Origin of the sequence: Chryseobacterium sp., from assembly GCF_019236175.1 — a bacterium.
Classification (GTDB): Bacteria; Bacteroidota; Bacteroidia; order Flavobacteriales; family Weeksellaceae; genus Chryseobacterium.
Map to the genome: position 1 here is coordinate 313,662 of NZ_JAFAJM010000019.1, position 22,788 is coordinate 336,449.

The window sequence follows — 22,788 nt, forward strand, 5'->3', positions numbered from 1 at the left end:
TCGGATCAATTTTAAAACTGAAAACGCATTACGGTATCCTGAGTTGCCTTATCACTCATCTTTCTTGTACTGATATCGAAATCTCTTGATTCATTAATGACTAAAATACCGCGAACTTCTTTGCCGGGAAACCTTTCTCTCAGTTTTCCTACAATAAATTTTTTGCTTTTATTGATATCCACTTTTTTGATATTCCTGTTCAGGATTGATTTTTTTAACAGATAAAGTTCCTTTTTATAAGAGGGCAGAGCCTGTATTCTGCTGTCTAAAACCGGATATTTTTTGGGGAAAAGCAGGTTTTGCATGAGTGTAATCTGTATGGTTCTGGGAATTCTGTCACCCAGATAATCATTTTTTAACAGAATACTATCTGATCCGTCTTTAAAAAAAACGCGGGAAATGGTTTTTGTAAACTGAATATACTTTCCGTCCCTTATAGGATATGATGCAAATCCCGGAAGATTAAATGAAGGATATGTTTCTTCCATATTGATCTTAAAAATCAGCTGCAACGGAAGCAAGACTATTAAGAAACCAAATATGGACAGTACCATTTTCTTATAACGTTTCATATTGTGCTTTTTTAAATTATCAAATAGACTGAAGACATTAAGTCTATGCTTAAAAAACAAAGCAAGTGTTCTGTAAATATTTTTAGAGGCTGCGGGATGGGCATTGCTTTTACTTTCAGCATTTGTTGATCATTAAACGATAAAGTATCAATTTAATTATTTTCTTCAAAATCGTCTGAAAGAAGCTAAAAAACTTCGCCTCAGAAAAATCTGAGGCGAAGTATGTACAAGATTAAGTTTATGATAATTTTTTGCCTTTGTTAAAGAACCAGAAAAATATTGGTGATACAATAAGGGTAATAATAGTAGAGGTAATAAGCCCGCCTATAATTACAATTGCCAAAGGTTTCTGGGATTCAGATCCTATCCCTGTTGAAATAGCAGCCGGGAATAACCCGATAATAGCAATTAACGCTGTCATAATTACCGGTCTGGTCCTTGCATGTACTCCATTTTTAAGAGAATCTATTAACGGCATTCCCGTTTTCAGGTTTTTATGGAATTCCGAATTCAAAATCACGCCATTTTGGATACATATACCAAATAAAGCAATAAATCCTACTCCTGCTGATATTCCAAAGTTCATATTCGTTGCAAACAAAGCTAATATTCCTCCAATTAATGCAAAAGGTACGTTGGCCAGAACCAATAAAGAATCTTTGATGGTTCCAAACATGATAAACAATAATATGAATATAGCCGTAATACTGATAGGCACTACTTGTGATAACCGTTTTGTGGCTCTCTGCTGATTTTCGAATTCTCCGGTCCATACCGTAGAGTATCCTTCCGGTAAGTCTAATTTTTCGTTGACTTTTTTCTGGGCTTCCGCAATAGTACTTCCTAAATCCCTGTCTCTTACAGAAAATTTGATTCCGATATATCGTTTCATTTCATCCCGGTAAACAAATGCGGCTCCCGTCTTCATACCGATATCAGCAATCTGTCTTAATGGAACTTTAGAGCTTCCGTCTACAGTTGGAATCATCAGATTTCCGATATCATCCATATCTTTTCTGAAATCCTGACCATAACGGACTCTGACATCAAATCTCATTTCTCCTTCATATAATTGTGTTGCAGATGCCCCTCCTATTGCCATTTGAAGTGCCGATTGCGCATCTGATTCCTGCACTCCGTAGGCTGCCATTTTGTTTCTGTCTAAAATAACGTTCACTTCCGGTTGCCCGATATTCTCGATGATCCCGGCATCTTTTATTCCTCTTACATTTTTTATTACCGGAAAAACCTGATTAGCCAGATCACTTAATTTAAGTAAGTCGGGACCATAAATCTTAATGGCATTATTTGCTTTTATCCCTGCAGCGGCTTCCGCTACGTTATCGGATATAGGCTGTGCATAATTGTAAAGAATTCCCTGATGGGTTTTCAGCTTGGTGTCAATAGCTGCAATAATATCATCCATACTTCTGGTCCATTCTTCTTTAGGTTTAAGATCTACCTGGAATTGGAGGAAATTGAATCCGTTCGGGTCAGTTCCGTCATTCGTTCTCCCTTCGAGGTATATTACGTGCCGTACTTCAGGGAAGGAGCGTATATCTTTTGTCAGGGTTTCCGCCATTTTCACACTATACTCCTGTGAACTACTCATTGGTAAATTTGCAGTCACCCAAAGAGATCCTTCATTGAGTTGTGGTAAAAACTCTGTTCCCATAAATTTAAATGAAACCAAAGTAATAACAAGCACAACAGTACTTACAAGTACGGTTAGTTTTTTATTTGCAAATGTAAATTTGAATGCTTTTTGTACCGAGTTGTTCCAAAACTCTACAAAAGGGTTTCTTTTTTCTGCAATATTCTTTTTTAATAGCAAGTGGCAAAGTACAGGAACCAAAGTCAGGGTAAAGATCAGTGATCCTAATAAGGCAAAACCAAAAGTAAACGCTAAGGGTGAAAACATTTTACCTTCAACTTTCTGAAAAGAAAAGATAGGCAGTAACGCCGTAATAATAATTAGCTGAGCAAAAAATATACTTTTCCCCATTTCAGAAGCGGTTGTCTTTATCCAGCCTCCCTTTGCCGCTTTATTAAAACGCTCCATTCCCATTTTACTGGCCCTGTGATCCAGCATTACAAAAATACCTTCCACCATGACGACCGCCCCGTCAATGATAATCCCGAAATCTATCGCTCCTAATGAAAGGAGATTGGCTTCCAGGCCTTTTAATTTCAGACATAAGAAGGCAAATAATAATGACAGCGGAATAATAATAGATACGATGACCGTGGTTCTCCAATTGGCCATAAAAATAATAACCATGACCGTTACCAAAACAATTCCTTCTACAAGGTTATGCGAAATGGTATGTGTACAATAATCAATCAGGTTCTGTCTGTCATAGATCGTTTGTATCTTAACTCCTTTAGGCAGGATTTTCTCATTCAGTTCATTCACTTTATCCTTAAGTCGTTTCAGCACTTCGGAAGGATTTTCTCCTTTACGCATTACAACAATACCCACTACGACATCATTGTTTACATCATCAAATCCTGCCTGTCCGAAACGTGGTAAAGACCCGAGACTTACATCCGCAACATTCTTTACTAATACCGGGTTACCATTCACAGTGGTAATAATGATATTCTCAATATCTGAAACAGACTTTAACAATCCTACTCCCCGTACCACAAAAGCCTGATTATTTTTTTCAATAATATCTCCGCCGACATTCACATTACTCCCATTGATAGAAGTATATACCTGGGCCGATGTCAGTTTGTATTTTTCCAGCGCACGCGGATCCAGATTGATATTATAAGTCTTTGTTTCCCCTCCGAAAGTATTAATATCGGCTACTCCTGCCACTCCTCTTAGGTTTCTGTCAATGACCCAGTTCTGAAGAGTCTGAAGATCTCTGGAACTCTTATCCTTACTTGTTATAATATATCTGTAAATTTCTCCCGTAGGCCCGTAAGGCGGCTGTACTTCAGGATCTACCCCATCCGGCAGATTCACAGAGCGCAGGAGGTTGTTCACCTGATTCCGCGCAAAGGCATCCTCTACATCGTCATCAAAAATGATTTTAACTACGGAGAGCCCAAACATGGTCTGACTTCTTACATTTAATTTTTTCTGGAGCGGCTGCATTGCTATTTCAATAGGAGTAGTTACTAAACGTTCTACTTCCTCTGCACTCCTTCCCGGCCATTGAGAAATAATGGTAATCTGAGTATTGGTAACGTCCGGAAAAGCATCTATGGCCATTGACTGATAAGAGAAGTAGCCTCCTATAACCAGTATACCGACCATAAAAAAAGTAAAGGTTTTATTCTTTAATGTAAAAGCAATAATATTTCTAATGAATTTATTCATGACATCGTCTTAAAATTAAGGTTGAATATAAAAGCTGAAAACACGAAATCCTGTTGTTTTTAGCTATTTAAGGTTCTATAAATAAGAAGCTGATTATTCGTCACAATATCTTCACCTTCAGAAAGTCCTTCAGATATATAGGTTATATCTCCAACTTGTTTGACCACTTTTATTTCTTTTACTTTAATATTCGTTTTGGTCTTAAATACAACGACAAAACTTTTATTGTTATCAAAAATGATGGCTTTGGACGGCACTGTCAACATTGAATTATTTTCCAGATTAGAAACTTTTATCGTGGCTTTACTTTCAGGAATCAGCAGTCCGTTTGCATTGCTTAGTACCACTCTGGCCTGCATAGCATTGGTCTGCGGGTCAATAATTTTAAATATTTTATCAATTTTTCCGTCAAAAACTTTATCCGGATAAGAGAGCGTTGAAACCTGAGCTTTCATTCCAAGACTGATTTTATCTATATCAGATTCATTAACGTTCATTATCGCCCATACATTACTTGTATTCGCAACATCGAAAATATTATCACTTCGGTCACTTCTCAGCTGCATATCTTTATTAATATTTTTCTGAACAATATAACCGCTGATCGGAGCTACGACACTATAAATATTTCCTTTTTGCACATTATAGACCGTACTTATTGCAGTAGCTCTCTGTAATTGATCTTCTGCCTTTTGCAACTGGCTTTTAGCTTCCAGCACGTCCCTTTCCGTGTTAAGTTTTCCTTCATACATCTCTTTGGCTACACGTAAAGCATTTTTAGCCACTACTAAATCTGTTTTAGCATCACTTACATCTTTTTGAATTTCTGCAAGCTCAGTACTTCTAATGGTAGCCATTACCTGTCCTTTTTTCACATAATCTCCCAACTCTACATTGACACTCATTACGTTTCCTCCTACCAGTGGATATACATCTATATAGCTGTTTTTATCAGCTGAAATCTTCCCATAGAAACTATACACATCTTCCACATTCTTTTTTTCAACTTTCGCCAGTGAAATAGAACTCAGCATGGTATTACTCAGCTCAAAGCCTTTTTTAGTGTCCGTTTTCTTCTCTTCTTTTTTAGAACAGGCCACTAATGATAAGGCCATCAATACGGGGATAATATATTTTTTCATTTTTTTAATAGAAAATTTTTGTTTGTACTAATTGATTAAGATCTTCTGCCGACTGCATAACCCCATTTTTCATATCATATATCTGTAAAACTGAAGTTCTATAGCTGTCCATAAAGTCTGTAAATTCGATAAGGGTTACATTACCTTTTCTAAAATTACTTAACATACCTTCATAAACAAGCTCCATATTTTTTACATCCGTAGCTTTTACATCTGACAGCAATTCAAACTGTGCTTTCCATGTTTTATAGGCTGATTGGACTTTTGTTTCCAGTGTTAATTTCTGAAAGTCAGCATTTTTTTGATTCTGTTGTATTGCATAGTTTGCTTTTACAACATTTCCCTGATTGATTCTCCATAAAGGAAGAGGAATTCCGACTGTCATATTGGCTTCGTTAGCAAAAGTACCTCCCGCCTGATCCCATGCAACTCCCAGGTTAAGATCCGGTACATTTAAAGATTTCTGCCATTGTGCAAACAGTTTACTGTTGTCTATTAATTTTAAATTATATTGATAATCTGCATTATGCTCCAGGGCTCTTTTTTTCAATTCTTCTTCATCACCAAATGGCTGTGCATCGAGTATTTCTTTAACTTCTGATTCAGTAATATGAGGTTCTATATCATCGGTTATCCCGGTAAGTACTTTCAGATTCTGCTCAAAATCAAGAATATTTTTATTGATATCCAGCTTATCCTGATTCAGTTGAATAACAAGACTCTGTAATCTTACCACATCCTTAAGAGATACATTACCTTTTGAAGACTGTACCCGATAAGCACTTAAAAGATCATTCATATACAACAACTGCTTATTGGTATTTTCAAGCTTAAGCTTTTCGTAATAAAGGCTGAAGTAAGTGGTATGAAGCTGGGCTCTGAGATCCACCAGAAGTTGAGAAAATTGCAGCTGGGCTAATTCTTTATTCGATTTTGCAAATGCAATCTCATTTTTCTTTTTCCCACCCATGTAAATGAGCTGCGTAATACCGGCTCCTTTTGAATGTCCGATATCAAACAGCTTTTTCCCTTCGGGATTATAGGCATTAAATTGTCCGCTTAACTGGGGAAGATCCCAGATTTTAGCCTGCATAATATCAGCATCTGCCATATTGATATTGTATTGCTGTGCAAGCAGCTGGAGATTGTTCTTCTGGAATGCCTCTTCACACTCCAAAAGCGACATTTGCTGTTGTGCCGCCATGAATGAGGAAATAGCCAAAAACAACACTGCAATTCTGTTCATTATTTTTTCTTTTTAAATTACAAAATTGCTTTGATGTAATTAAAAGAAACTTAAAGGCTTATTAAAAAAAAATTAAAATCCCTTTAAATACGAATATTATAAAAGGATTCCAGCAAAAAATAAAACAAAATTTTTCTCTGTTTGTTGAATTTTTATCTTAAAAATTAATGTAGTATTTAACGAAAAAACTACAGTACATTGAGTAAATGCACCGGTAACAGGGCTATTTCTTAAAAATAACGCTAAATTTATTTAGATATTCGTCAGGAGAAGAGTATAAAATATCAGCATCATGATACTCAAGAATTCTTTTAACGATGCGAAGTCCCAGCCCTGATCCTGATATATTCTGAGCATTATTTCCTCTTGTAAAAGCTTCAAATAATTTAGATTGTTCCCCTTCCGGAATAGTATCTCCATGAGAGATGACATCTATAGTAAGACAATCATTGGTCTCCGTAATCAAAACCCTTATTTCAACATCATCGGAATAGACTGCTGCATTTTTGAATAAATTAATGAAAACAATCACCATCAAAGACTGAATTCCGCTTATCGTCAAAAAAGCATTTTCAGAAGTCTCCTCAGTAATTAAAAAATCCAGCTTTAAGTCCGGGTAACTTTTTTCTACGGCTTCAAAAGCTTCAAAAATAACTTCATCAATTCTCACCTCTTCATAAATACTCTGAATATTCTCTTTATCAAATTTAGTAAGCAACAGCAAAGAGTTTGTTAAATCGGACAACTGATACACATCTCTCTGAATTTGCTCCAGTGCCGATAATGTTTTGGGAGAATGTTCCTCAAATTTAATCAGGTTTTCCAATTGGAAGGCCATTCTCGTAATAGGTGTTCTGATTTCATGAGAAGCACTTGCCGTAAAGTCTTTCTGCGACTGAAAAACATCATTTAATCTTCCAATCATCGTATTGAACGATTTGGCTAAAACACTTACCTCGTCATTAGATTGCTGAACAGGAATTTGTGTTGTCAGCTTATGAGCCGTTACTTCTGAAATCTCCTGATTCAGATCTTCCAGCGGACGAAGAAATTTTTCTACAAAATAATAACTGAAAAAACCAATCAGAAGCGTGCTCATGACATAAGCCAGAATCAAAAGATATTTAAGATATACCAGTTTCGATTTCCCATTCGTATCAAAAGCACTGGTCAGAATATAATAATTTTCCCCGTTAATATTCCGTAACGCTGCGTAGATCTCCGGAACCGTCTTCTCTGTATAGATGATTTTTTTCTTATCCAGTTCATTAAGCATCAAAGTATCCCAGCTTACATTCTTATCTTTAATCGTACTATAGATCAGTTCTTTCTTATTATTGAAAATTAATATTTTCTCATTCAAAAGAATGTTATCTGAGTTTTCATTAAAAAAAACAGGAGCTTCTTCTTCAAAATCTTTAGACTTTGAAATAAAATGAGTGGTAAATTCAAGACGCTGCCTGAATCTTTCCTTAAACTCATCTCTTCTGAAATCATTGAAAGATAAATAAATCACCGCCATTACCATTCCAAAAAGCAATGAAAAGGCAATACTGATCGTTAAAGCAATCTTTCTTTTTAAAGACATTTATAAAGGACTTAAGTAATATCCGAATCCGGAACGTGTGTGGATCAGTTTTATTTTAAAATCTTTATCAATCTTTTTTCTAAGGAAATTAATATAAACCTCTACCGTATTGGTATTCGTATTAAAGTTATGCTCCCAGACATGTTCCGTAATCTGCTGTTTGGAAACAGTTCTTCCCTGCGCTTCTGCCAGATAAACCAACAGTTGAAATTCTTTTAAGGTTAGGGTAATCTCATTTCCTCCCCGATATACCTTTTGTTCTGTTTTATTGATAATAAGGTCATCAATTCTGATAATATCCTGATCCGAAGTATCAGAAGGTGCTTTTCTTCTTAATAATGAATTAATTCTTAAAAGGAGTTCTTCAAACTGGAAAGGTTTCACAAGATAATCATCTGCAAGCCTTGTAAAGGCATCCTTTTTATCTGACAGATCTCCGTAAGCTGAAATGATGATGATAGGCGTATTTTTATCAAAAGAACGAATGGTCTGGCAAACATCCAGTCCGTTTATTTTCGGGACATTAATATCCAGTAGATACAGATCATATGTATTGTTTTTAATCTGGCGAAGAAAAGTTTCTCCGTCATAGATTTTATCACAATTAAAGGTATTGGATTCTAAAAATCTGCAAAGTTCTGCCGAAAGAATGAGATCGTCTTCTAATAAAAGAATATTCATCAAAAATATATTTTATACGAATTTAGCAATTTTTTCATGATGCTCCAAGATGGTTGATCTTTTTACCTTGTAAGCTTTGTCATACTATGCATCCCTGAGTCGCATGCCATTCCTATCTTATATTATTTAAAAAAGGTAGAAAACCTTATTTTATAATGGTCACCGATTAACGGAAAACTGACTGGATACGTAAAAGAATGTTGAGATAAAAAAAATTCCCGAAAGAAATTCGGGAGAATCGAGAGCCAACTACGGGACTTGAACCCGTGACCTCTTCCTTACCAAGGAAGCACTCTACCGCTGAGCTAAGTCGGCATTAATTAAAAAAATCACACTGAATAGCATGATTTTTTTGAGCGGAAGACGGGGGTCGAACCCGCGACATTCAGCTTGGAAGGCTGACGCTCTACCAACTGAGCTACTTCCGCAATTTTGTTTCCAAAATTATTGGTAAACGCTGTGCAAAACTAATAAAAGTTTTTTAATTTTGCAAGTTTTTTTAATATAAAATGTGGGGAGAGCAGGATTCGAACCTACGAAGCCGAAGCAACTGAGTTACAGTCAGTCCCATTTAGCCACTCTGGAATCTCCCCTCATGTTTATATTAAAATGGAGCCTCCAGAGGGATTCGAACCCACGACCCCGAGATTACAAATCACGTGCTCTGGCCAACTGAGCTATGGAGGCATTTTAATAATTTGACTGAAACTGATCGAGAAACGCTACTCTACATATTTCAGTGTTAAAAAAAATCACTTTTAAATCAGTAATTTTCTGAGCGGAAGACGGGGGTCGAACCCGCGACATTCAGCTTGGAAGGCTGACGCTCTACCAACTGAGCTACTTCCGCAATTTTGTTTCCAAAACCATTGGTAAACGCTGTGCAAAACTAAGAATAATTATTTAATCCTGCAAGTTTTTTTTCATAATATAAATGTGGGGAGAGCAGGATTCGAACCTACGAAGCCGAAGCAACTGAGTTACAGTCAGTCCCATTTAGCCACTCTGGAATCTCCCCTCTATTTATATTAATTGGAGCCTCCAGAGGGATTCGAACCCACGACCCCGAGATTACAAATCACGTGCTCTGGCCAACTGAGCTATGGAGGCAAATTAAAAAAGAATTCAAAAGATCGCTGTTCCTTTTTTGCGAGTGCAAATATAGAACGGATTTTTTGAATTCTCAAATTTTTTATAAACTTTTTTTAAACTTTTTTTCTAAGCCATTTCTTTTTTCTTGATTAGTAGCTTTTTAGCAGTATCAACACAAAGGTCCAGACTTTCCTCAAAACTTGCAGAGGTCTTCTTTACTACAATATCATCTCCCGGAACCGCTAAAATAATCTCGGCCGTTTTGTTCGCTTTATCCGCATTATTTTCTACTTTTAAAAAAACTTTACACTCCTGAATTTTATCATAGAAGGTATCAAGTTTACTTACTTTTTTGTCGATGTGTGATTCTAGTGGTTCGTGTGGAGTTAAACCAATTGATTGTACTGAAATCTTCATAATTCTTCTTTTTTTGATGCTCGAGGGTGAGCTTGATTAAACACTTTTTTCAATTGTTCAATATTGGCATTCGTATAGACCTGAGTACTGGCAAGACTGGAATGCCCTAATATTTTTTTTACTTTGGAGATCTCCGCCCCATTGTCCAACACATGAGTTGCAAAACTATGCCGAAGGATATGAGGACTTTTTTTTTCCTTTGTTGTTATAAGACTAAGGTACTTATTAACTACCACATAAACAAATTTTTCATTGAGTTTTTTCCCTTTCTTATTGACAAAAAAATACGTATCGAATTCTGTCTGCGGATTTCTTATTTCCAAATAACTTCTGAGAATTCCCGACAGGTCTTCAGAGATAGGAACTACCCTTTCTTTGTTCCCTTTCCCGATCACTTTCAATTCATTTCCGTATAAGTCAACATTCTCAAATATCAGGCCACAAAGCTCAGCTTTTCGTATACCAGTCTGATAAAGCACCTCTATAATACATTTTTCAAGAATATCATGGCGTTGTTCAAAGATACGCTCACTAAGATCTGCCATTTCTTCTTTAGACATAGGAATCTGTTTTTCAGGATAAAACTTCAGCGAAGAGACTCCTTCCACAGGAGAAACCTTAATCTCCCCTATCTTTAAAAGAAAAAGAAAAAAACTGCGGAGTGAGGACAATTTCCTGTTGATACTTCTTTTTGAAATCCCTTTCTCACTCAAATCAACAATGAAATTCCGTATTATTTTTTTATCCGCTTTCGAAATATCTTCTGACGACTCTGTTTTCAGATAGAAACAGGAAAAGTCATCAAGGTCTTTTTTATAGCTTGTAACGGTATGAGGCGAATACCTCTTCTCGAACTGTAAATATTCTATAAATTTATTTAACATATCCCGTATAAAAACAAAAATTCACTTCTCAAATATACGTATTTAAGAAGTGAATTAATATGTGTTTAAGAAAAATTCTTAAGCCTGCTCCTCTTTGCTAAGCGCTCTTTGCTTGTAAGCCGCTTTTAGTCTGGCTTGTCTTAACGTTACAGAAGGCTTGATAAACTGTTGTCTTGATCTTAATTGACGAACTGTACCAGTTTTATCAAATTTTCTTTTATATTTTTTTAATGCTCTGTCGATGGATTCACCATCTTTTACTGGAATTATTAACATACTTTACATCTCATTTTGGATTGCAAAACTAAACATTTTTTATGACAACACAAAATATATTACCACAAACAATGACCACACTCCCCTTTCTCATCTCAAAAACTTACTATTTACGGGAGTTAACGCCCATATTATTTTTTATCCACAATCATTGAATATGCTCCCCCGATACTTCAGTCTCATATTTTCGACACAGTTTTCCGGACAAAAAACAGGTATATTAATGATATGTAAACAAAAAGCATTATCTTTGCATCCACTTTATTCATGGGGTTGACTGGTTTCGACAGCAAGACCAATGGGTAAGTAAGCATGCAGAGAACCGTAGCGCGATCTCTATAATCCCTTGCTACAAAATTTTAACTGGCAACGAAGAGTTCGCTCTTGCAGCTTAATATCGAAGTATAGTAGATAAAGCGTTTTCCCGAAGATTTCAGTAGGGAAGCAAGATATTCCACAAATGCTCTATTCTGCGGCGTTTGATCCTGGGATATAGGAATGCGGAAATAAGGCTTTAGAAACTTCGGCTAAAGCTCGAAAACCTTAGAAGATAAGCTGGAAGTTGGGTGTCTGCTCTCTGCTTTCAGTCGAAAACCAATAGCAGAATAAGCATGTAGAAATCTTATGTATTGCTTGTTTGGACGAGGGTTCGAATCCCTCCAACTCCACTCAATACAAAAACCACTGAAAAATTTCAGTGGTTTTTTATTTATTATTTTCCGGCTATTTATTTTTCCTAAACCATTCTATATAAGCACCAATGGCTTTCTGAAGAAAATCTTTCACGTCCTGATCTTTTAAATTCCCCTGATCATCCCACACTTTATCAATATGCGGGAGATATACCTCAGGTTGCTGCATGGCCGGAATATTGAGAAAAACAAGACTTTGTCTTAAATGATGATTAGCCCCAAAGGCAGAAAGATTCCCCGGCGAATTACTGAATACAGCTCCCGGCTTTCCGTTCCATACACTTTTTCCTGCCGGTCTTGAACCGATATCCAGTGCATTTTTAAGAGCTGCAGGAACGGACCTGTTGTGTTCCGGGGTGATAAAAATAACACCCTCAATATTTTTAATTTTATTTCTGAATTTCACATAAGATTCAGGAACAGCATTATCATCATCAAAATCCTGATTGTACACCGGTAAGTCATCAATGGAAATTATTTTAAATTCAAAACCCTCAGGCGCCATGGATACCAGTGCTTTTGCAATCTTTTTTGAAAAAGATTCCCTGCGTAAGCTTCCCGCGATAAGTCCGATTACCTTATTCATAATAATAGTATTTAAGTGATTATATGAATCAACAGCAAAAACAATGCGGAAATAATTTTAATGAATAATAAGTATCACAATTTCCATACGTTACAATAAATAATTAATTTTATCCAAAATTTACATCATGTCGATAACCAATGAATATGAACTGACCGGAATGCAGAAAGTAAGTGAAGCGGTTGCTTACACTTTAAAGAAAATGACCCATTATGCAAAACCTGGCATGACCACAAAAGACCTAGACGATTACGGAGCAAAAATACTTGCCGGTTTTGGCGCCAGATCCGCCCCCCATCTTACTTACGGATTCCCCGGATGGACCTGCATCAGTGTCGACAATGAATTTTGCCACGGTATACCTACTGAAGAACGAATTCTGAAAGAAGGAGATTTGATCAATATTGATGTTTCGGCAGAACTTGATGGCTTCTGGGCAGACAACGGAGGCTCTTTTGTTATCGGAAACGACATTCACGGACACCAGAAACTGGTAGACGCCTCCAAAGATATTCTGAAAAAAGCAATCAGCCATATCAAAGGAGGTGTAAAAATAGCAGATATAGGATTGCTGATGGAAACCGAAGCTAAAAAAAGAGGTTTTAAAGTCATTAAAAACCTGGGCGGTCACGGGATTGGAAGGAGCCTGCATGAAGAACCGGAAGAGTTGTTAAACTATAAAAACCGCTTCGACTTCAGACGTTTTAAAAAGAATTCAGTAGTAGCCATTGAAACATTTATTTCAACATCTTCCAATATTGCAGTAGAACTTAATGACGGCTGGACAATGGCAGGCAATAAAGGAGGATATATGGCTCAACATGAGCACACCCTATTCATTACAGACGGAGAACCTGTGATTTTAACACAAATGAATGAAATACTCAATTAAAAACTGCAGATATTGGTAAATGCAGAGGCCAAGAATTTCCTGACTCTTTTTCGCATTTACCAATACAGGTCTATTACAAGATTGATCTTTATGATGTTCTTATTTTTCATAAAAATCATATAGTAACCAGTTTCGCATGAGCACAATATCGGCATAACACCTGTAAGCTTTTCAACAACCATCCCCCAGCATTGCATTTTAAGCAATAACCGGATAGGACATGTCATTCAGAAATATCAACATATTAATTTCATGATCCTACTACAGGAAACGCATGGCTTTTCCAAAATACGTTTTCTCCTACTTTAATGCTATTTTTAAGCTGAAACGGACTATTCTTTCTATCTTACCCACAGTACCTTTGACCTGTAAATCATTAAAGATACGATTATGAGTAAAATAATTTTCATTACCGGAGCATCAAGAGGCTTTGGTAAATTATGGGCAGAAGCCCTTTTGGAAAAAGGAAATAAAGTAGCAGCCACAGCCAGAAATATTTCCGCCTTAGAAGATCTGAAAAACAAATACGGAGATCTTATTCTGCCTTTGCAGCTTGACGTCAACAACCGTGAGGATGTCATTAAGACCGTGAATACCATAGAAAACCACTTTGGCTCCATCGATGTTTTAATCAACAATGCAGGTTACGGATTGTTTGGTACTATTGAAGAGACAACGGAGCAGCAGGCCAGAGAACAAATGGAAACCAATGTCTTTGGCTCATTATGGACCATCCAGGCTGTACTCCCGGGAATGAGAAAACAAAAAAGCGGACATATCATTCAGGTTTCGAGTTTTCTGGGTTTAACGACCCTTCCACTTCTTGGACTTTATAATGCTTCCAAGTTTGCCGTTGAAGGATTGATCGAAACATTAGGAACCGAAGTCGCTCATCTAGGTATAAAAACCACTCTTATTGAACCTAACGGCTATGCAACAGACTGGGCCGGCACCTCTGCGAGTCAGACTTCTGACAATATTTCAGATTACGTTCCGGTACGTGAAGCTTTTGCTAAAACAGGAGAAAATTCGGAAATCTGGGGTCAACCGGAAGCTACCGTGGAACCTTTGCTTCATATTATAGAACAAAAAAATCCGCCTTCAAGATTATTACTGGGAAAAATAGCTTACAACGCCATTCATCAACTGTACCATGATCGTTTAAAGGAAATTGAAGACTGGAAAGAGGTCAGTATCAAAGCTCATGGATAATAAAAGATAAGCTTTAAAAAATCTCACACCGCCCCTTCTTTTCATATAATTTTGATGTACATTAGAACAATAATTCCAGATGAAACATTATAAAACTCTTACCCAACTTCACTCCGAAAGCTTTTGGGAAGCTCCTGAACACCCTTTATTCAGTATCGTAGGCTGTCTTTCGGGATGTACTTTAGGCAACAGGGAATTCACAACAGACTTTTATATGATCGCATTCAAAAAAATAAGATCGGGGATTTTCATGTACGGAAGAATGCCTTATGACCACAACAACGGTTGTCTTTTTTTTACCAGACCCAGACAGATTATTGAAATGAAAGATCTGGAATTTGAAGAAGACGGTTTTATGATCTTAATTCATGAAGATTACCTTAGCGGCCATGGGCTTCATTCCAGAATGGAAAAATACGGATACTTTGATTACGAAACGACAGAAGCCCTGCATCTTTCCCCCAAAGAGGAACAGATCATTTTCGATCTCCGGAACAGCATCGAAAACGAGTACAGAAATAATCCGGATGAATTCAGCAGAGAAATCATATTAAGCCATGTTTCCTCTATCCTGAAATATGCCGAGAGATTTTACAAAAGACAGTTCATAGACCGGACCCAGGTCAGCGGGAAAACAGCAACAAGATTCGACAAAGTACTCCGGCAGTATATTCAAAATGACAGACTGCAAAAAGACGGGCTTCCGGCGGTTGCCGAGCTCGCTCAGCAACTTTCAGTTTCTCCACGCTATCTCAGTGACCTTTTAAAACAGGAAACCGGAAAAACAGCGATAGAGCTCATTCACATTTCCCTGATCTCGGAAGCAAAAAACAGATTGCGGCTGGGAGAAAAGGGCGTATCTGAAATAGCTTATGAGTTGGGATTTGAAAACCCGTCTTATTTTACACGGCTTTTTAAAAAACAGACCGGAATGAAACCTTTGGAGTTCAAAAAAGCACAGATTACATAATCATTTTGCCTCAGAAAGGCTCCAGAAGAGGGAATTTAAAACGGATATGTTTTAAGTTCCCTCTTCTACTTTTTAAAATCGGTTTTATCACTGCTTAAAGACATCAAATATAACCTACTGAAAACTAAAACACTAAAGTAGCAATATCTAAAATGAAGGCCTGTGCTCCACAAAAAAGTCTAAAAAAATGTTTTATCGTAAAGAATTTTATATATTTGCACCATCTAACAATTAAAAAAAATAATTTACTATGTCAGACATTGCATCAAGAGTAAAAGCTATCATCGCTGATAAGCTTGACGTTGAAGAAACAGAAGTAACTCCTGAAGCTAGCTTCACTAACGATTTAGGAGCTGATTCACTAGATACAGTTGAATTAATCATGGAATTTGAAAAGGAATTCAACATTCAAATCCCTGATGATCAAGCTGAAAAAATTACTACTGTAGGACACGCTATCGCTTACATCGAAGAAGTAGTAAATAAATAATATTCTTCAACAAAAAAGAAATTAAAAAAAGTTTATGGAATTAAAAAGAGTAGTTGTAACCGGATTTGGAGCAATAACACCAATAGGAAATAATGCAAAAGAATACTGGGAAAATCTTGTGAAAGGTGAGAGCGGAGCCGCTCCGATTACTCTTTTTGATGCCACAAACTTCAAGACAAAGTTCGCATGTGAAGTGAAAAATTTCGATCCGTTACAGCATTTCGATAAGAAAGAAGCAAAAAAAATGGACCGAAATACACAATTGGGACTTGTTGCTGCCAGAGAAGCAGTAGTACACTCAGGCATTATTGAAGATAATGTAGATAAAAACAGAGTTGGTGTAATTTGGGGCTCCGGAATCGGAGGTCTGGAAACATTTGAAACAGAAGTATTAGGATGGGCCAATACGGAAATCCCTAGATTTAACCCGTTCTTTATTCCTAAAATGATTGCAGACATGACACCAGGTCAGATCTCAATTGAATATGGTTTCCACGGACCTAATTATACAACGGTATCTGCATGTGCTTCTTCAGCGAATGCTATAATTGATTCCAAGATGCTTATCCAGTTAGGAAAAGCAGACGTGATTGTTTGCGGGGGCTCTGAAGCTGCCGTTACAGCAAGTGGTGTCGGTGGATTCAATGCAATGATGGCCCTTTCTACAAGAAATGATGATCCAAAAACAGCTTCCAGACCATTTGATAAAGACAGAGATGGATTTGTACTGGGTGAAGGTGCGGGTTGTATTATTCTTGAAGAGTATGAGCACGCAGTAAAACGTGGTGCAACAATTTATGCAGAATTACTAGGGGGTGGTATGAGCGCAGATGCATATCATATGACAGCTCCTCATCCTGAAGGTCTTGGCGCTTATCTGGTAATGAAAAACTGTTTGGACGATGCAGGCTTAACTGCTGATGAAGTAGACCATATCAATATGCATGGTACCTCTACTCCATTAGGAGATATTGCAGAATCCAATGCAATTTCGAAATTATTAGGCGAGCATGCTTATGATATTCAGATTAATTCTACAAAATCAATGACAGGTCACCTTTTAGGAGCTGCCGGTGTTATTGAAGCTATTGCTGCGTTGGGAACTATTATTCATGGTACGGTTCCTCCTACTATCAACCATTTTACTGATGATGAAAAGATTGACAGCAGACTAAACTTTACGTTTAATGATGCTGTGAAGAAAGATGTAAAAGTAGCCATGAGCAATACTTTTGGATTTGGCGGGCACAACGCTTGCGTTCTATTTAAGAAAATCTAAATTCAATGAATGGAGTTACAGAAATACTTTTCTAAATTCCTTCTTAAAAAAAGAAAAAGACAATTAACGGAGAGAGAATATTTTCTCAGTACCGAGCTTAGTAAAGTATTGGGTACAGAGGTACAGAATATTGCTCTTTATCGTGAGGCTTTTTCTTTGAAAAACTCTTCTAAAAATCAAGACAGCAATTATGAAAGACTTGAATTTTTAGGAGATTCTGTGTTGGGTACAGTTATTTCCTGTCATTTGTTCCAGACCTATCCTCAGGCTAATGAAGGATATCTGACACAAATGAAGTCTAAGATTGTTAATAGGAAAAATCTTAATAAATTAGGAGAAGATCTCAAACTTACGAACCTTTTGCAAAAGCAGAACAGTTCATCCGCTTTGGGGGAGAATATCTCCGGAAACTTATTTGAAGCCTTAATCGGAGCTGTTTATTTAGACTTCCACTATGATATTTGCAAAAAAATCATTCTGGATAAGCTACTGACTCCTTCCGAGATTAACAAACTTGAGAATAAAATTGTAAGCTACAAAGGTCTCCTGTTAGAATGGAGCCAGAAAAAGAAGGTCAATATAAAGTACGAAACCTGTGAAGAAATACAAGCCAACAAGGCAGTTGTATTCAGATGTCATGTCTGGTTGGGAGATGAAAAAATTGCCAATGCAACGGAAACCTCCAAGAAAAAATCAGAAGAAAAGGCAGCACAACGGGCATTTTATATTTTAAATAAAAAAGAAAACATACTTGGAAATTCAAAAACTTTATGATCTGGATGATATAGAATTTGAAGATATTGCCATAGCTTTGGTAAGATTAGCAAAAGATATACCCGCACATGAGTTTTTCTATACAATAAATCAAACCAACAATCTTAATTTTTCCAGAAAAAAAGATCTGGTCTTTCATGGAGATTATTATGATTATTTTTTTCCAAGATTCGAGGCCTACCACAAGTTTTCGAAGACCTGTTTTACTTTTATTTCAAACAAATCTTCTGAAAGTAAGCAAAAAAAAATTCACACAGAGCTCTTTTCAGAAGAAGAAAACATTAAATTTTTATTAAATAATCAGGCAGATGTGGAATATATTCTACATAGTTCGGAACAATTTCCTGATTTTTCCGTAATTTTGCTCCCTGAAAATCTTGTGTTTCCAATTCAAGATTATACACTGAGTTCTGATGAGGAACTTTATCAAATTATCCAGTATTATGAATAAGTATTTAAAGAAGACAAAAATTATCGCAACACTAGGACCTGCTTCTTCATCGAAGGAGGTAATGTTAGATTTAATGAAAGCGGGTGTTGATATTTTCAGAATAAATTTTTCACATGCAGATTACGACTTAGTTCGAAAAAATATTGAAATAATTAGAGAGCTTAACAGCGAATATGGTTATTCAGTGGGTATTTTGGGAGACCTTCAGGGGCCTAAACTAAGAGTAGGTGTTGTAAAGGAAGGTTCTTACCTAAACCCCGGAGATATTCTTACCTTCACCAATGAAAAAATGGAGGGAGATTCTACGAAGGTATACATGACTTACCAACAATTTCCGCAAGACGTAAAAGTAGGGGAAAGAATTCTTATCGATGATGGTAAGCTGGTCTTGGAGGTTACTGAAACCAATGAAAAGGATACGGTAAAAGCAAAAACCATTCAGGGAGGACCTCTAAGCTCTAAAAAAGGGGTAAACCTGCCTAATACCCAGGTATCTCTTCCTGCCCTGACAGAAAAGGATATTCAGGATGCTAATTTCATGCTTGATATGGAGGTTGACTGGATTGCACTTTCTTTCGTACGTCATGCACAGGATATTATTGATTTGAAAGAATTAATTTCTCAGCATCCAAACGGTAAGTTTAAAACTCCGATCATCGCGAAGATTGAAAAACCGGAAGGAGTTAAAAACATTGAAGAAATTTTGGTGGAATGTGACGGTCTTATGGTTGCCCGTGGTGACTTAGGAGTGGAAGTTCCAATGGAAGAGGTTCCTGCTATCCAGAAAAATCTGGTAGAAAAAGCAAGGTTTTATTCCAAGCCTGTAATCATTGCTACTCAAATGATGGAAACAATGATCAATAGTCTGACGCCGACAAGAGCTGAAGTAAATGACGTTGCCAATTCTGTACTGGACGGAGCAGATGCGGTAATGCTTTCAGGAGAAACATCGGTAGGGAGATACCCGGTACAGGTTGTGGAAAACATGGCTAAAATTGTAAAGAATATTGAGACCACTCATTTCTATCAACATAAAAATGAACCTATTGAAAAGGACTATAACTGTATCGACGAGAGATTTATTACGAACAGGGTATGTCTTGCAGCAGTAAGAATTGCAAAAACAACTAACGTTTCTGCAATCGTAACTCTTACCCACTCAGGATATACAGCTTTCCAGCTTGCAGCTCACAGACCTAACTCTCACATCATCGTTTACAGCGGAAACAGAAGAGTAATTACAATGCTGAACCTGCTTTGGGGTGTTCATGCTTATTATTACGATATGAAAAAGTCTACTGATGAAACCATTATCCAGGTAAATATGCTGACTCACAACTACGGTTATATTGAAACCGGAGACTTTGTAATCAACATCAATGCGACACCTTCCTATGAAGGAGGGAAAACCAATACGTTGAGATTAACAACGGTTTAACAGCCCAGATAAATACATATAAAAATTCCCGGAAGCAATTTCCGGGAATTTTTATTTTATCGTCTGTTATGCGATTTCAGATGCATGGTACATCAGACAACACTAATGCCCTACGATCGTCTTCGCGGTTACAAATTCCTTCAAAGCAAGAAGAGACAGCTCAGTACCATATCCTGAGGCCTTGGAGCCTCCAAACGGAAAACGCGGATCTGAACTTGTCATCCTGTTGATATTTACCGTACCTGACTCGAGGTTTTCAATAAAGAATAACTGGCGGGCTTTATCCTGAGTCCATACAGAATTTGAAAGTCCGAATGGGATATCATTGGCAATCTGTAATGCTTCGTCATCATTCTTAGCGATCATCACCATACCGAGAGGGCCGAAAAGCTCTTCTTTTAAAATCGGATTGCCTGCCTGAACTCTGATAAGGCCAGGTTTAAACTGATTTTCTGAAATTCTTTCCAGAGGAATAATGATTTCGGCACCATTTTCCAATGCTCTGTCGAACTGGGCCTCCAGCTCATCCGCAAGATCCGGTCTTGCCATCCCGGCTAATTTAGTTTCTTTATCTAAAGGATCTCCTATTTCATATTTTTTAAATTCTTCAATGAAGATGGGTAAAAATTGGCTTTCGATCTTTTCATCAATGATAAATCTTTTTGCAGCAGTACAGGTTTGTCCACAATTTTGAAGTCTTGATTTTGCCCCGGCTTTTGCTGCTTCTTCGAGATTTGCATCTTCAAAGATGATAAAAGCATCACTTCCTCCTAATTCAAGTAAAGATTTTTTAATATTTAAGCCGGCTATTGAGGCTACTTCTCCGCCTGCTTTCCCACTACCTGTCAAGCTCACACCTTTTATGGTATCGTGCTCAAGGATTTCTTTTACAGCTTTGTGTCCTACTTCAAGATTCTGGAAAATACCTTCCGGAAACCCTGCTTCCAAAAGAACATCTTCAATGGCGTTTCCGCTTCCGAAACAAATAGAAGCATGTTTTAAGACTACTGTATTTCCGGCTAAAATAGCGGGAACTGCAAATCTCAGGACCTGCCAGAAAGGAAAGTTCCATGGCATTACTCCTAAAATCACTCCTTTCGGAACATAATGAACTTCAGAATAAGCAAATTCGGATTCAATTTTTTCAGGTTTTAAAATATTTTCAGCATCTGCATAATACTTCATCATCAAAGCACATTTCTCCACCTCAGCAATGGATTCTGAAATAGGCTTATTCATTTCAGTAGTAATGATCCTTCCAAATTTCTCTGAATTATTTTTTAAAATTTCTGCTGCTTTTGCAATTAACTTCTGCCTTTCCTCAAACGGCACTTTTCTCCACACTGAAAACGCTTTATCTGCTTTAATAAGCTTACTTTCAATTAATTGTTCCATAATATAATTTCTGTTTTAAATTCAGCTAATGAATTTATGAGCGCTTTTATTTAAAAGCACGGATAAAATCAGCAAATTCCGTTCCTTAAGGGTAAATAAAATAGTGATTTTCTCTATCGGAAGAATATAATTTTATCTTACATCATTAGCCATTCATTCACCAGACATGCCGCCAGTCTTGCCGTCCTATCCTGAATGTCGAAGGAAGGATTAACTTCAGCTACGTCTAGTGCAACTAATTTTTTATTTTTTAAAATATGCCTGTAAAAATGCATAAAAGTTGCGTCTGCAAAGATACCATTATAAGCCGAAGCTGAAACCCCCGGAGCAATAGAAGCATTAAATACATCCATACAAATGGTGAGATAGGCATAATCTACCTGATCAAGCAGGTCATCAATACGTTGATAGATAGCGGGAAGATTTTCAAAAAACAATTCATCGGCAAGGATATATTTCATTCCGTACTGATGGGCTGTATCAAATAATTTTAATGTATTGGAGTTTCTCTGAATACCGATATGCAAAGACTTGATAGGGCCTTCCTGGGCAATTTGCCAAAACCCTGTCCCTGAACTTGGACCAATCCCTTTTTCAGGCTGTCTGTTATCAAAATGAGCATCAATATTGATAATTCCTATTTTTTGCTCCGGAAAGGCTGTTTTAATGCCTAAATAGTGAGCATAGGTTACTTCATGCCCTCCACCCAGAACAAGAGACTTTCCACCTTTTAAAAGGACTTTTGAAACATTCTTGGCAAGGTTATTTTGAGTATTTTCAAGATTACCGTTTTCACAAGTAACATTTCCAAAGTCTTTCATTGAAAAGTCAGGGAAAATAACGGGAAAATTAGACATATTTTTCCTGATTACATCTGGAGCATCTTTAGCTCCCAGACGACCTTTATTCCTTCTGACTCCTTCGTCCACAGCAAAGCCATGCAAAACGAAATCTTCTGCAGAAATATTGTCGTAATTACGTTCTTCTTTTACTCTTTGAAATATTCTGTGATGAAGAAGCTCTTCTCCATCTAATCTGCCTTGCCAAATCATAATCTAAATTATTCTCTAAACCTGCCTCTAATGGTAGGTATAAATGTTCTAAAAAATAAAATTATAAATACTAATAAAGCTCCACTTAATTTGAATTGTAGACTTCTGTTTTCTGCATTTAGAAAAAGAATCACTCCGCCTAATGCAGTAATAACAATTAAATAAAAAACAGAATAAAGGTAACCTCCTCTATTTTCATACTTAAATTCACCACCGTTTGCCGCAAACATTTCATCCAGCATACGATTCGCTGTAGCCGCATCAACTTTTCTAATATCTGAAGTCAGATTCTTCATAATAAAGTCTTTTTAGTACCGGATTTTAC

General features: G+C 36.8%; 21 protein-coding genes, 7 tRNA genes and 1 other RNA gene. 9 read left to right on the forward strand and 20 right to left on the reverse strand.

Going from position 1 to position 22,788, the window contains the following annotated elements; genetic code table 11:
* Positions 1-11: 11 nt before the first annotated feature.
* The 16 genes from JO178_RS17590 to rpsU form a co-directional block, all read right to left on the reverse strand.
* The gene (locus JO178_RS17590; protein ID WP_291938605.1) at positions 12-572 is read right to left on the reverse strand and encodes a hypothetical protein; all 561 of its coding nucleotides are present in this window, start codon (positions 570-572) and stop codon (positions 12-14) included.
* Between the two features lie 238 nt (positions 573-810).
* On the reverse strand, positions 811-3,906 hold the full coding sequence (locus tag JO178_RS17595; RefSeq protein ID WP_291938607.1) for a CusA/CzcA family heavy metal efflux RND transporter: 3,096 nt from the start codon (positions 3,904-3,906) through the stop codon (positions 811-813).
* Between the two features lie 59 nt (positions 3,907-3,965).
* Positions 3,966-5,048 carry an efflux RND transporter periplasmic adaptor subunit gene (locus JO178_RS17600; RefSeq protein ID WP_291938609.1) on the reverse strand — a complete coding sequence of 361 codons (1,083 nt, stop codon included), beginning with the start codon at positions 5,046-5,048 and terminating at the stop codon, positions 3,966-3,968.
* A 4-nt stretch (positions 5,049-5,052) separates the two neighbouring features.
* The gene (locus JO178_RS17605) at positions 5,053-6,294 is read right to left on the reverse strand and encodes a TolC family protein (RefSeq protein WP_291938611.1); all 1,242 of its coding nucleotides are present in this window, start codon (positions 6,292-6,294) and stop codon (positions 5,053-5,055) included.
* 223 nt (positions 6,295-6,517) lie between these two features.
* Entirely contained in the window at positions 6,518-7,882 is a 1,365-nt protein-coding gene (locus JO178_RS17610; protein ID WP_291938613.1) for an ATP-binding protein, read from the reverse strand.
* Positions 7,883-8,563, reverse strand: a complete 681-nt coding sequence (locus tag JO178_RS17615; protein WP_291938615.1) for a response regulator transcription factor — start codon at positions 8,561-8,563, stop codon at positions 7,883-7,885. It abuts the gene before it with no gap.
* A 243-nt stretch (positions 8,564-8,806) separates the two neighbouring features.
* A tRNA-Thr gene (locus JO178_RS17620) sits at positions 8,807-8,878 on the reverse strand.
* Positions 8,879-8,918: 40 nt separating this feature from the next.
* Positions 8,919-8,991, reverse strand: a tRNA-Gly gene (locus tag JO178_RS17625).
* Positions 8,992-9,075: 84 nt separating this feature from the next.
* Positions 9,076-9,156 (reverse strand) — tRNA-Tyr (locus JO178_RS17630).
* Positions 9,157-9,173: 17 nt separating this feature from the next.
* Positions 9,174-9,250 (reverse strand) — tRNA-Thr (locus JO178_RS17635).
* A 90-nt stretch (positions 9,251-9,340) separates the two neighbouring features.
* A tRNA-Gly gene (locus tag JO178_RS17640) sits at positions 9,341-9,413 on the reverse strand.
* A gap of 87 nt (positions 9,414-9,500) precedes the next feature.
* A tRNA-Tyr gene (locus JO178_RS17645) sits at positions 9,501-9,581 on the reverse strand.
* 15 nt (positions 9,582-9,596) lie between these two features.
* Positions 9,597-9,673, reverse strand: a tRNA-Thr gene (locus tag JO178_RS17650).
* 108 nt (positions 9,674-9,781) lie between these two features.
* Positions 9,782-10,072, reverse strand: a complete 291-nt coding sequence (locus tag JO178_RS17655) for an HPF/RaiA family ribosome-associated protein (protein WP_034693158.1) — start codon at positions 10,070-10,072, stop codon at positions 9,782-9,784.
* Positions 10,069-10,956, reverse strand: a complete 888-nt coding sequence (locus JO178_RS17660; RefSeq protein ID WP_291938618.1) for a tyrosine-type recombinase/integrase — start codon at positions 10,954-10,956, stop codon at positions 10,069-10,071. The genes JO178_RS17655 and JO178_RS17660 overlap by 4 nt, the downstream gene beginning before the upstream one ends.
* A gap of 78 nt (positions 10,957-11,034) precedes the next feature.
* Positions 11,035-11,232 carry a 30S ribosomal protein S21 gene (rpsU, locus tag JO178_RS17665; RefSeq protein ID WP_034693154.1) on the reverse strand — a complete coding sequence of 66 codons (198 nt, stop codon included), beginning with the start codon at positions 11,230-11,232 and terminating at the stop codon, positions 11,035-11,037.
* A 269-nt stretch (positions 11,233-11,501) separates the two neighbouring features.
* Here rpsU and ssrA point away from each other — a divergent pair.
* Positions 11,502-11,903: a transfer-messenger RNA gene (gene ssrA, locus JO178_RS17670) on the forward strand.
* Between the two features lie 52 nt (positions 11,904-11,955).
* Here the strand turns inward: ssrA and JO178_RS17675 are convergent.
* A complete protein-coding gene (locus JO178_RS17675; protein WP_291938620.1) occupies positions 11,956-12,510 on the reverse strand; it encodes an NAD(P)H-dependent oxidoreductase in 555 nt (184 codons plus the stop codon).
* Between the two features lie 127 nt (positions 12,511-12,637).
* Here JO178_RS17675 and map point away from each other — a divergent pair, with 127 nt between their 5' ends.
* The 8 genes from map to pyk all read left to right on the forward strand — a co-directional run bounded on the left by map (position 12,638) and on the right by pyk (position 20,016).
* The gene (map, locus tag JO178_RS17680) at positions 12,638-13,402 is read left to right on the forward strand and encodes a type I methionyl aminopeptidase (RefSeq protein ID WP_291938622.1); all 765 of its coding nucleotides are present in this window, start codon (positions 12,638-12,640) and stop codon (positions 13,400-13,402) included.
* A 390-nt stretch (positions 13,403-13,792) separates the two neighbouring features.
* Entirely contained in the window at positions 13,793-14,614 is an 822-nt protein-coding gene (locus JO178_RS17685; protein WP_291938624.1) for an SDR family NAD(P)-dependent oxidoreductase, read from the forward strand.
* A gap of 79 nt (positions 14,615-14,693) precedes the next feature.
* The gene (locus JO178_RS17690; RefSeq protein WP_291938626.1) at positions 14,694-15,584 is read left to right on the forward strand and encodes a helix-turn-helix transcriptional regulator; all 891 of its coding nucleotides are present in this window, start codon (positions 14,694-14,696) and stop codon (positions 15,582-15,584) included.
* A gap of 250 nt (positions 15,585-15,834) precedes the next feature.
* On the forward strand, positions 15,835-16,074 hold the full coding sequence (locus JO178_RS17695; RefSeq protein ID WP_002976354.1) for an acyl carrier protein: 240 nt from the start codon (positions 15,835-15,837) through the stop codon (positions 16,072-16,074).
* 34 nt (positions 16,075-16,108) lie between these two features.
* Positions 16,109-17,353 (forward strand): beta-ketoacyl-ACP synthase II, encoded by a 1,245-nt coding sequence (fabF, locus tag JO178_RS17700; RefSeq protein WP_291938628.1) that lies wholly within the window; start codon positions 16,109-16,111, stop codon positions 17,351-17,353.
* A 9-nt stretch (positions 17,354-17,362) separates the two neighbouring features.
* Positions 17,363-18,127 (forward strand): ribonuclease III, encoded by a 765-nt coding sequence (gene rnc / locus JO178_RS17705; RefSeq protein ID WP_291938631.1) that lies wholly within the window; start codon positions 17,363-17,365, stop codon positions 18,125-18,127.
* Positions 18,105-18,578 (forward strand): IPExxxVDY family protein, encoded by a 474-nt coding sequence (locus JO178_RS17710; protein ID WP_291938633.1) that lies wholly within the window; start codon positions 18,105-18,107, stop codon positions 18,576-18,578. The genes rnc and JO178_RS17710 overlap by 23 nt, the downstream gene beginning before the upstream one ends.
* Positions 18,571-20,016, forward strand: coding sequence for a pyruvate kinase (pyk, locus tag JO178_RS17715; protein ID WP_291938635.1), 1,446 nt, complete (start codon positions 18,571-18,573; stop codon positions 20,014-20,016). The genes JO178_RS17710 and pyk overlap by 8 nt, the downstream gene beginning before the upstream one ends.
* A 102-nt stretch (positions 20,017-20,118) precedes the next feature.
* Here the strand turns inward: pyk and JO178_RS17720 are convergent, their stop codons facing one another.
* The 3 genes from JO178_RS17720 to JO178_RS17730 form a co-directional block, all read right to left on the reverse strand.
* Positions 20,119-21,411, reverse strand: a complete 1,293-nt coding sequence (locus tag JO178_RS17720; RefSeq protein WP_291938637.1) for an aldehyde dehydrogenase family protein — start codon at positions 21,409-21,411, stop codon at positions 20,119-20,121.
* 137 nt (positions 21,412-21,548) lie between these two features.
* Complete coding sequence (hutG, locus tag JO178_RS17725; RefSeq protein WP_291938639.1) at positions 21,549-22,463, reverse strand: formimidoylglutamase; 915 nt, start codon at positions 22,461-22,463, stop codon at positions 21,549-21,551.
* Positions 22,464-22,471: 8 nt separating this feature from the next.
* Positions 22,472-22,759, reverse strand: a complete 288-nt coding sequence (locus JO178_RS17730) for a hypothetical protein (RefSeq protein ID WP_291938641.1) — start codon at positions 22,757-22,759, stop codon at positions 22,472-22,474.
* Positions 22,760-22,788: the final 29 nt, after the last annotated feature.

Excerpts from the sequence above, each read along its gene's own strand:
- JO178_RS17675 (WP_291938620.1), bottom strand. The coding sequence starts at position 12,510 with ATGAATAAGGTAATCGGACTTATCGCGGGAAGCTTACGCAGGGAATCT.
- JO178_RS17720 (WP_291938637.1), bottom strand. The coding sequence starts at position 21,411 with ATGGAACAATTAATTGAAAGTAAGCTTATTAAAGCAGATAAAGCGTTT.
- hutG (WP_291938639.1), bottom strand. The coding sequence starts at position 22,463 with ATGATTTGGCAAGGCAGATTAGATGGAGAAGAGCTTCTTCATCACAGA.
- rnc (WP_291938631.1), top strand. The coding sequence starts at position 17,363 with ATGGAGTTACAGAAATACTTTTCTAAATTCCTTCTTAAAAAAAGAAAA.
- JO178_RS17610 (WP_291938613.1), bottom strand. The coding sequence starts at position 7,882 with ATGTCTTTAAAAAGAAAGATTGCTTTAACGATCAGTATTGCCTTTTCA.
- fabF (WP_291938628.1), top strand. The coding sequence starts at position 16,109 with ATGGAATTAAAAAGAGTAGTTGTAACCGGATTTGGAGCAATAACACCA.
- JO178_RS17660 (WP_291938618.1), bottom strand. The coding sequence starts at position 10,956 with ATGTTAAATAAATTTATAGAATATTTACAGTTCGAGAAGAGGTATTCG.
- JO178_RS17685 (WP_291938624.1), top strand. The coding sequence starts at position 13,793 with ATGAGTAAAATAATTTTCATTACCGGAGCATCAAGAGGCTTTGGTAAA.
- JO178_RS17590 (WP_291938605.1), bottom strand. The coding sequence starts at position 572 with ATGAAACGTTATAAGAAAATGGTACTGTCCATATTTGGTTTCTTAATA.
- JO178_RS17730 (WP_291938641.1), bottom strand. The coding sequence starts at position 22,759 with ATGAAGAATCTGACTTCAGATATTAGAAAAGTTGATGCGGCTACAGCG.
- pyk (WP_291938635.1), top strand. The coding sequence starts at position 18,571 with ATGAATAAGTATTTAAAGAAGACAAAAATTATCGCAACACTAGGACCT.
- JO178_RS17690 (WP_291938626.1), top strand. The coding sequence starts at position 14,694 with ATGAAACATTATAAAACTCTTACCCAACTTCACTCCGAAAGCTTTTGG.
- rpsU (WP_034693154.1), bottom strand. The coding sequence starts at position 11,232 with ATGTTAATAATTCCAGTAAAAGATGGTGAATCCATCGACAGAGCATTA.
- JO178_RS17595 (WP_291938607.1), bottom strand. The coding sequence starts at position 3,906 with ATGAATAAATTCATTAGAAATATTATTGCTTTTACATTAAAGAATAAA.
- JO178_RS17615 (WP_291938615.1), bottom strand. The coding sequence starts at position 8,563 with ATGAATATTCTTTTATTAGAAGACGATCTCATTCTTTCGGCAGAACTT.
- JO178_RS17600 (WP_291938609.1), bottom strand. The coding sequence starts at position 5,048 with ATGAAAAAATATATTATCCCCGTATTGATGGCCTTATCATTAGTGGCC.
- JO178_RS17695 (WP_002976354.1), top strand. The coding sequence starts at position 15,835 with ATGTCAGACATTGCATCAAGAGTAAAAGCTATCATCGCTGATAAGCTT.
- map (WP_291938622.1), top strand. The coding sequence starts at position 12,638 with ATGTCGATAACCAATGAATATGAACTGACCGGAATGCAGAAAGTAAGT.
- JO178_RS17655 (WP_034693158.1), bottom strand. The coding sequence starts at position 10,072 with ATGAAGATTTCAGTACAATCAATTGGTTTAACTCCACACGAACCACTA.
- JO178_RS17605 (WP_291938611.1), bottom strand. The coding sequence starts at position 6,294 with ATGAACAGAATTGCAGTGTTGTTTTTGGCTATTTCCTCATTCATGGCG.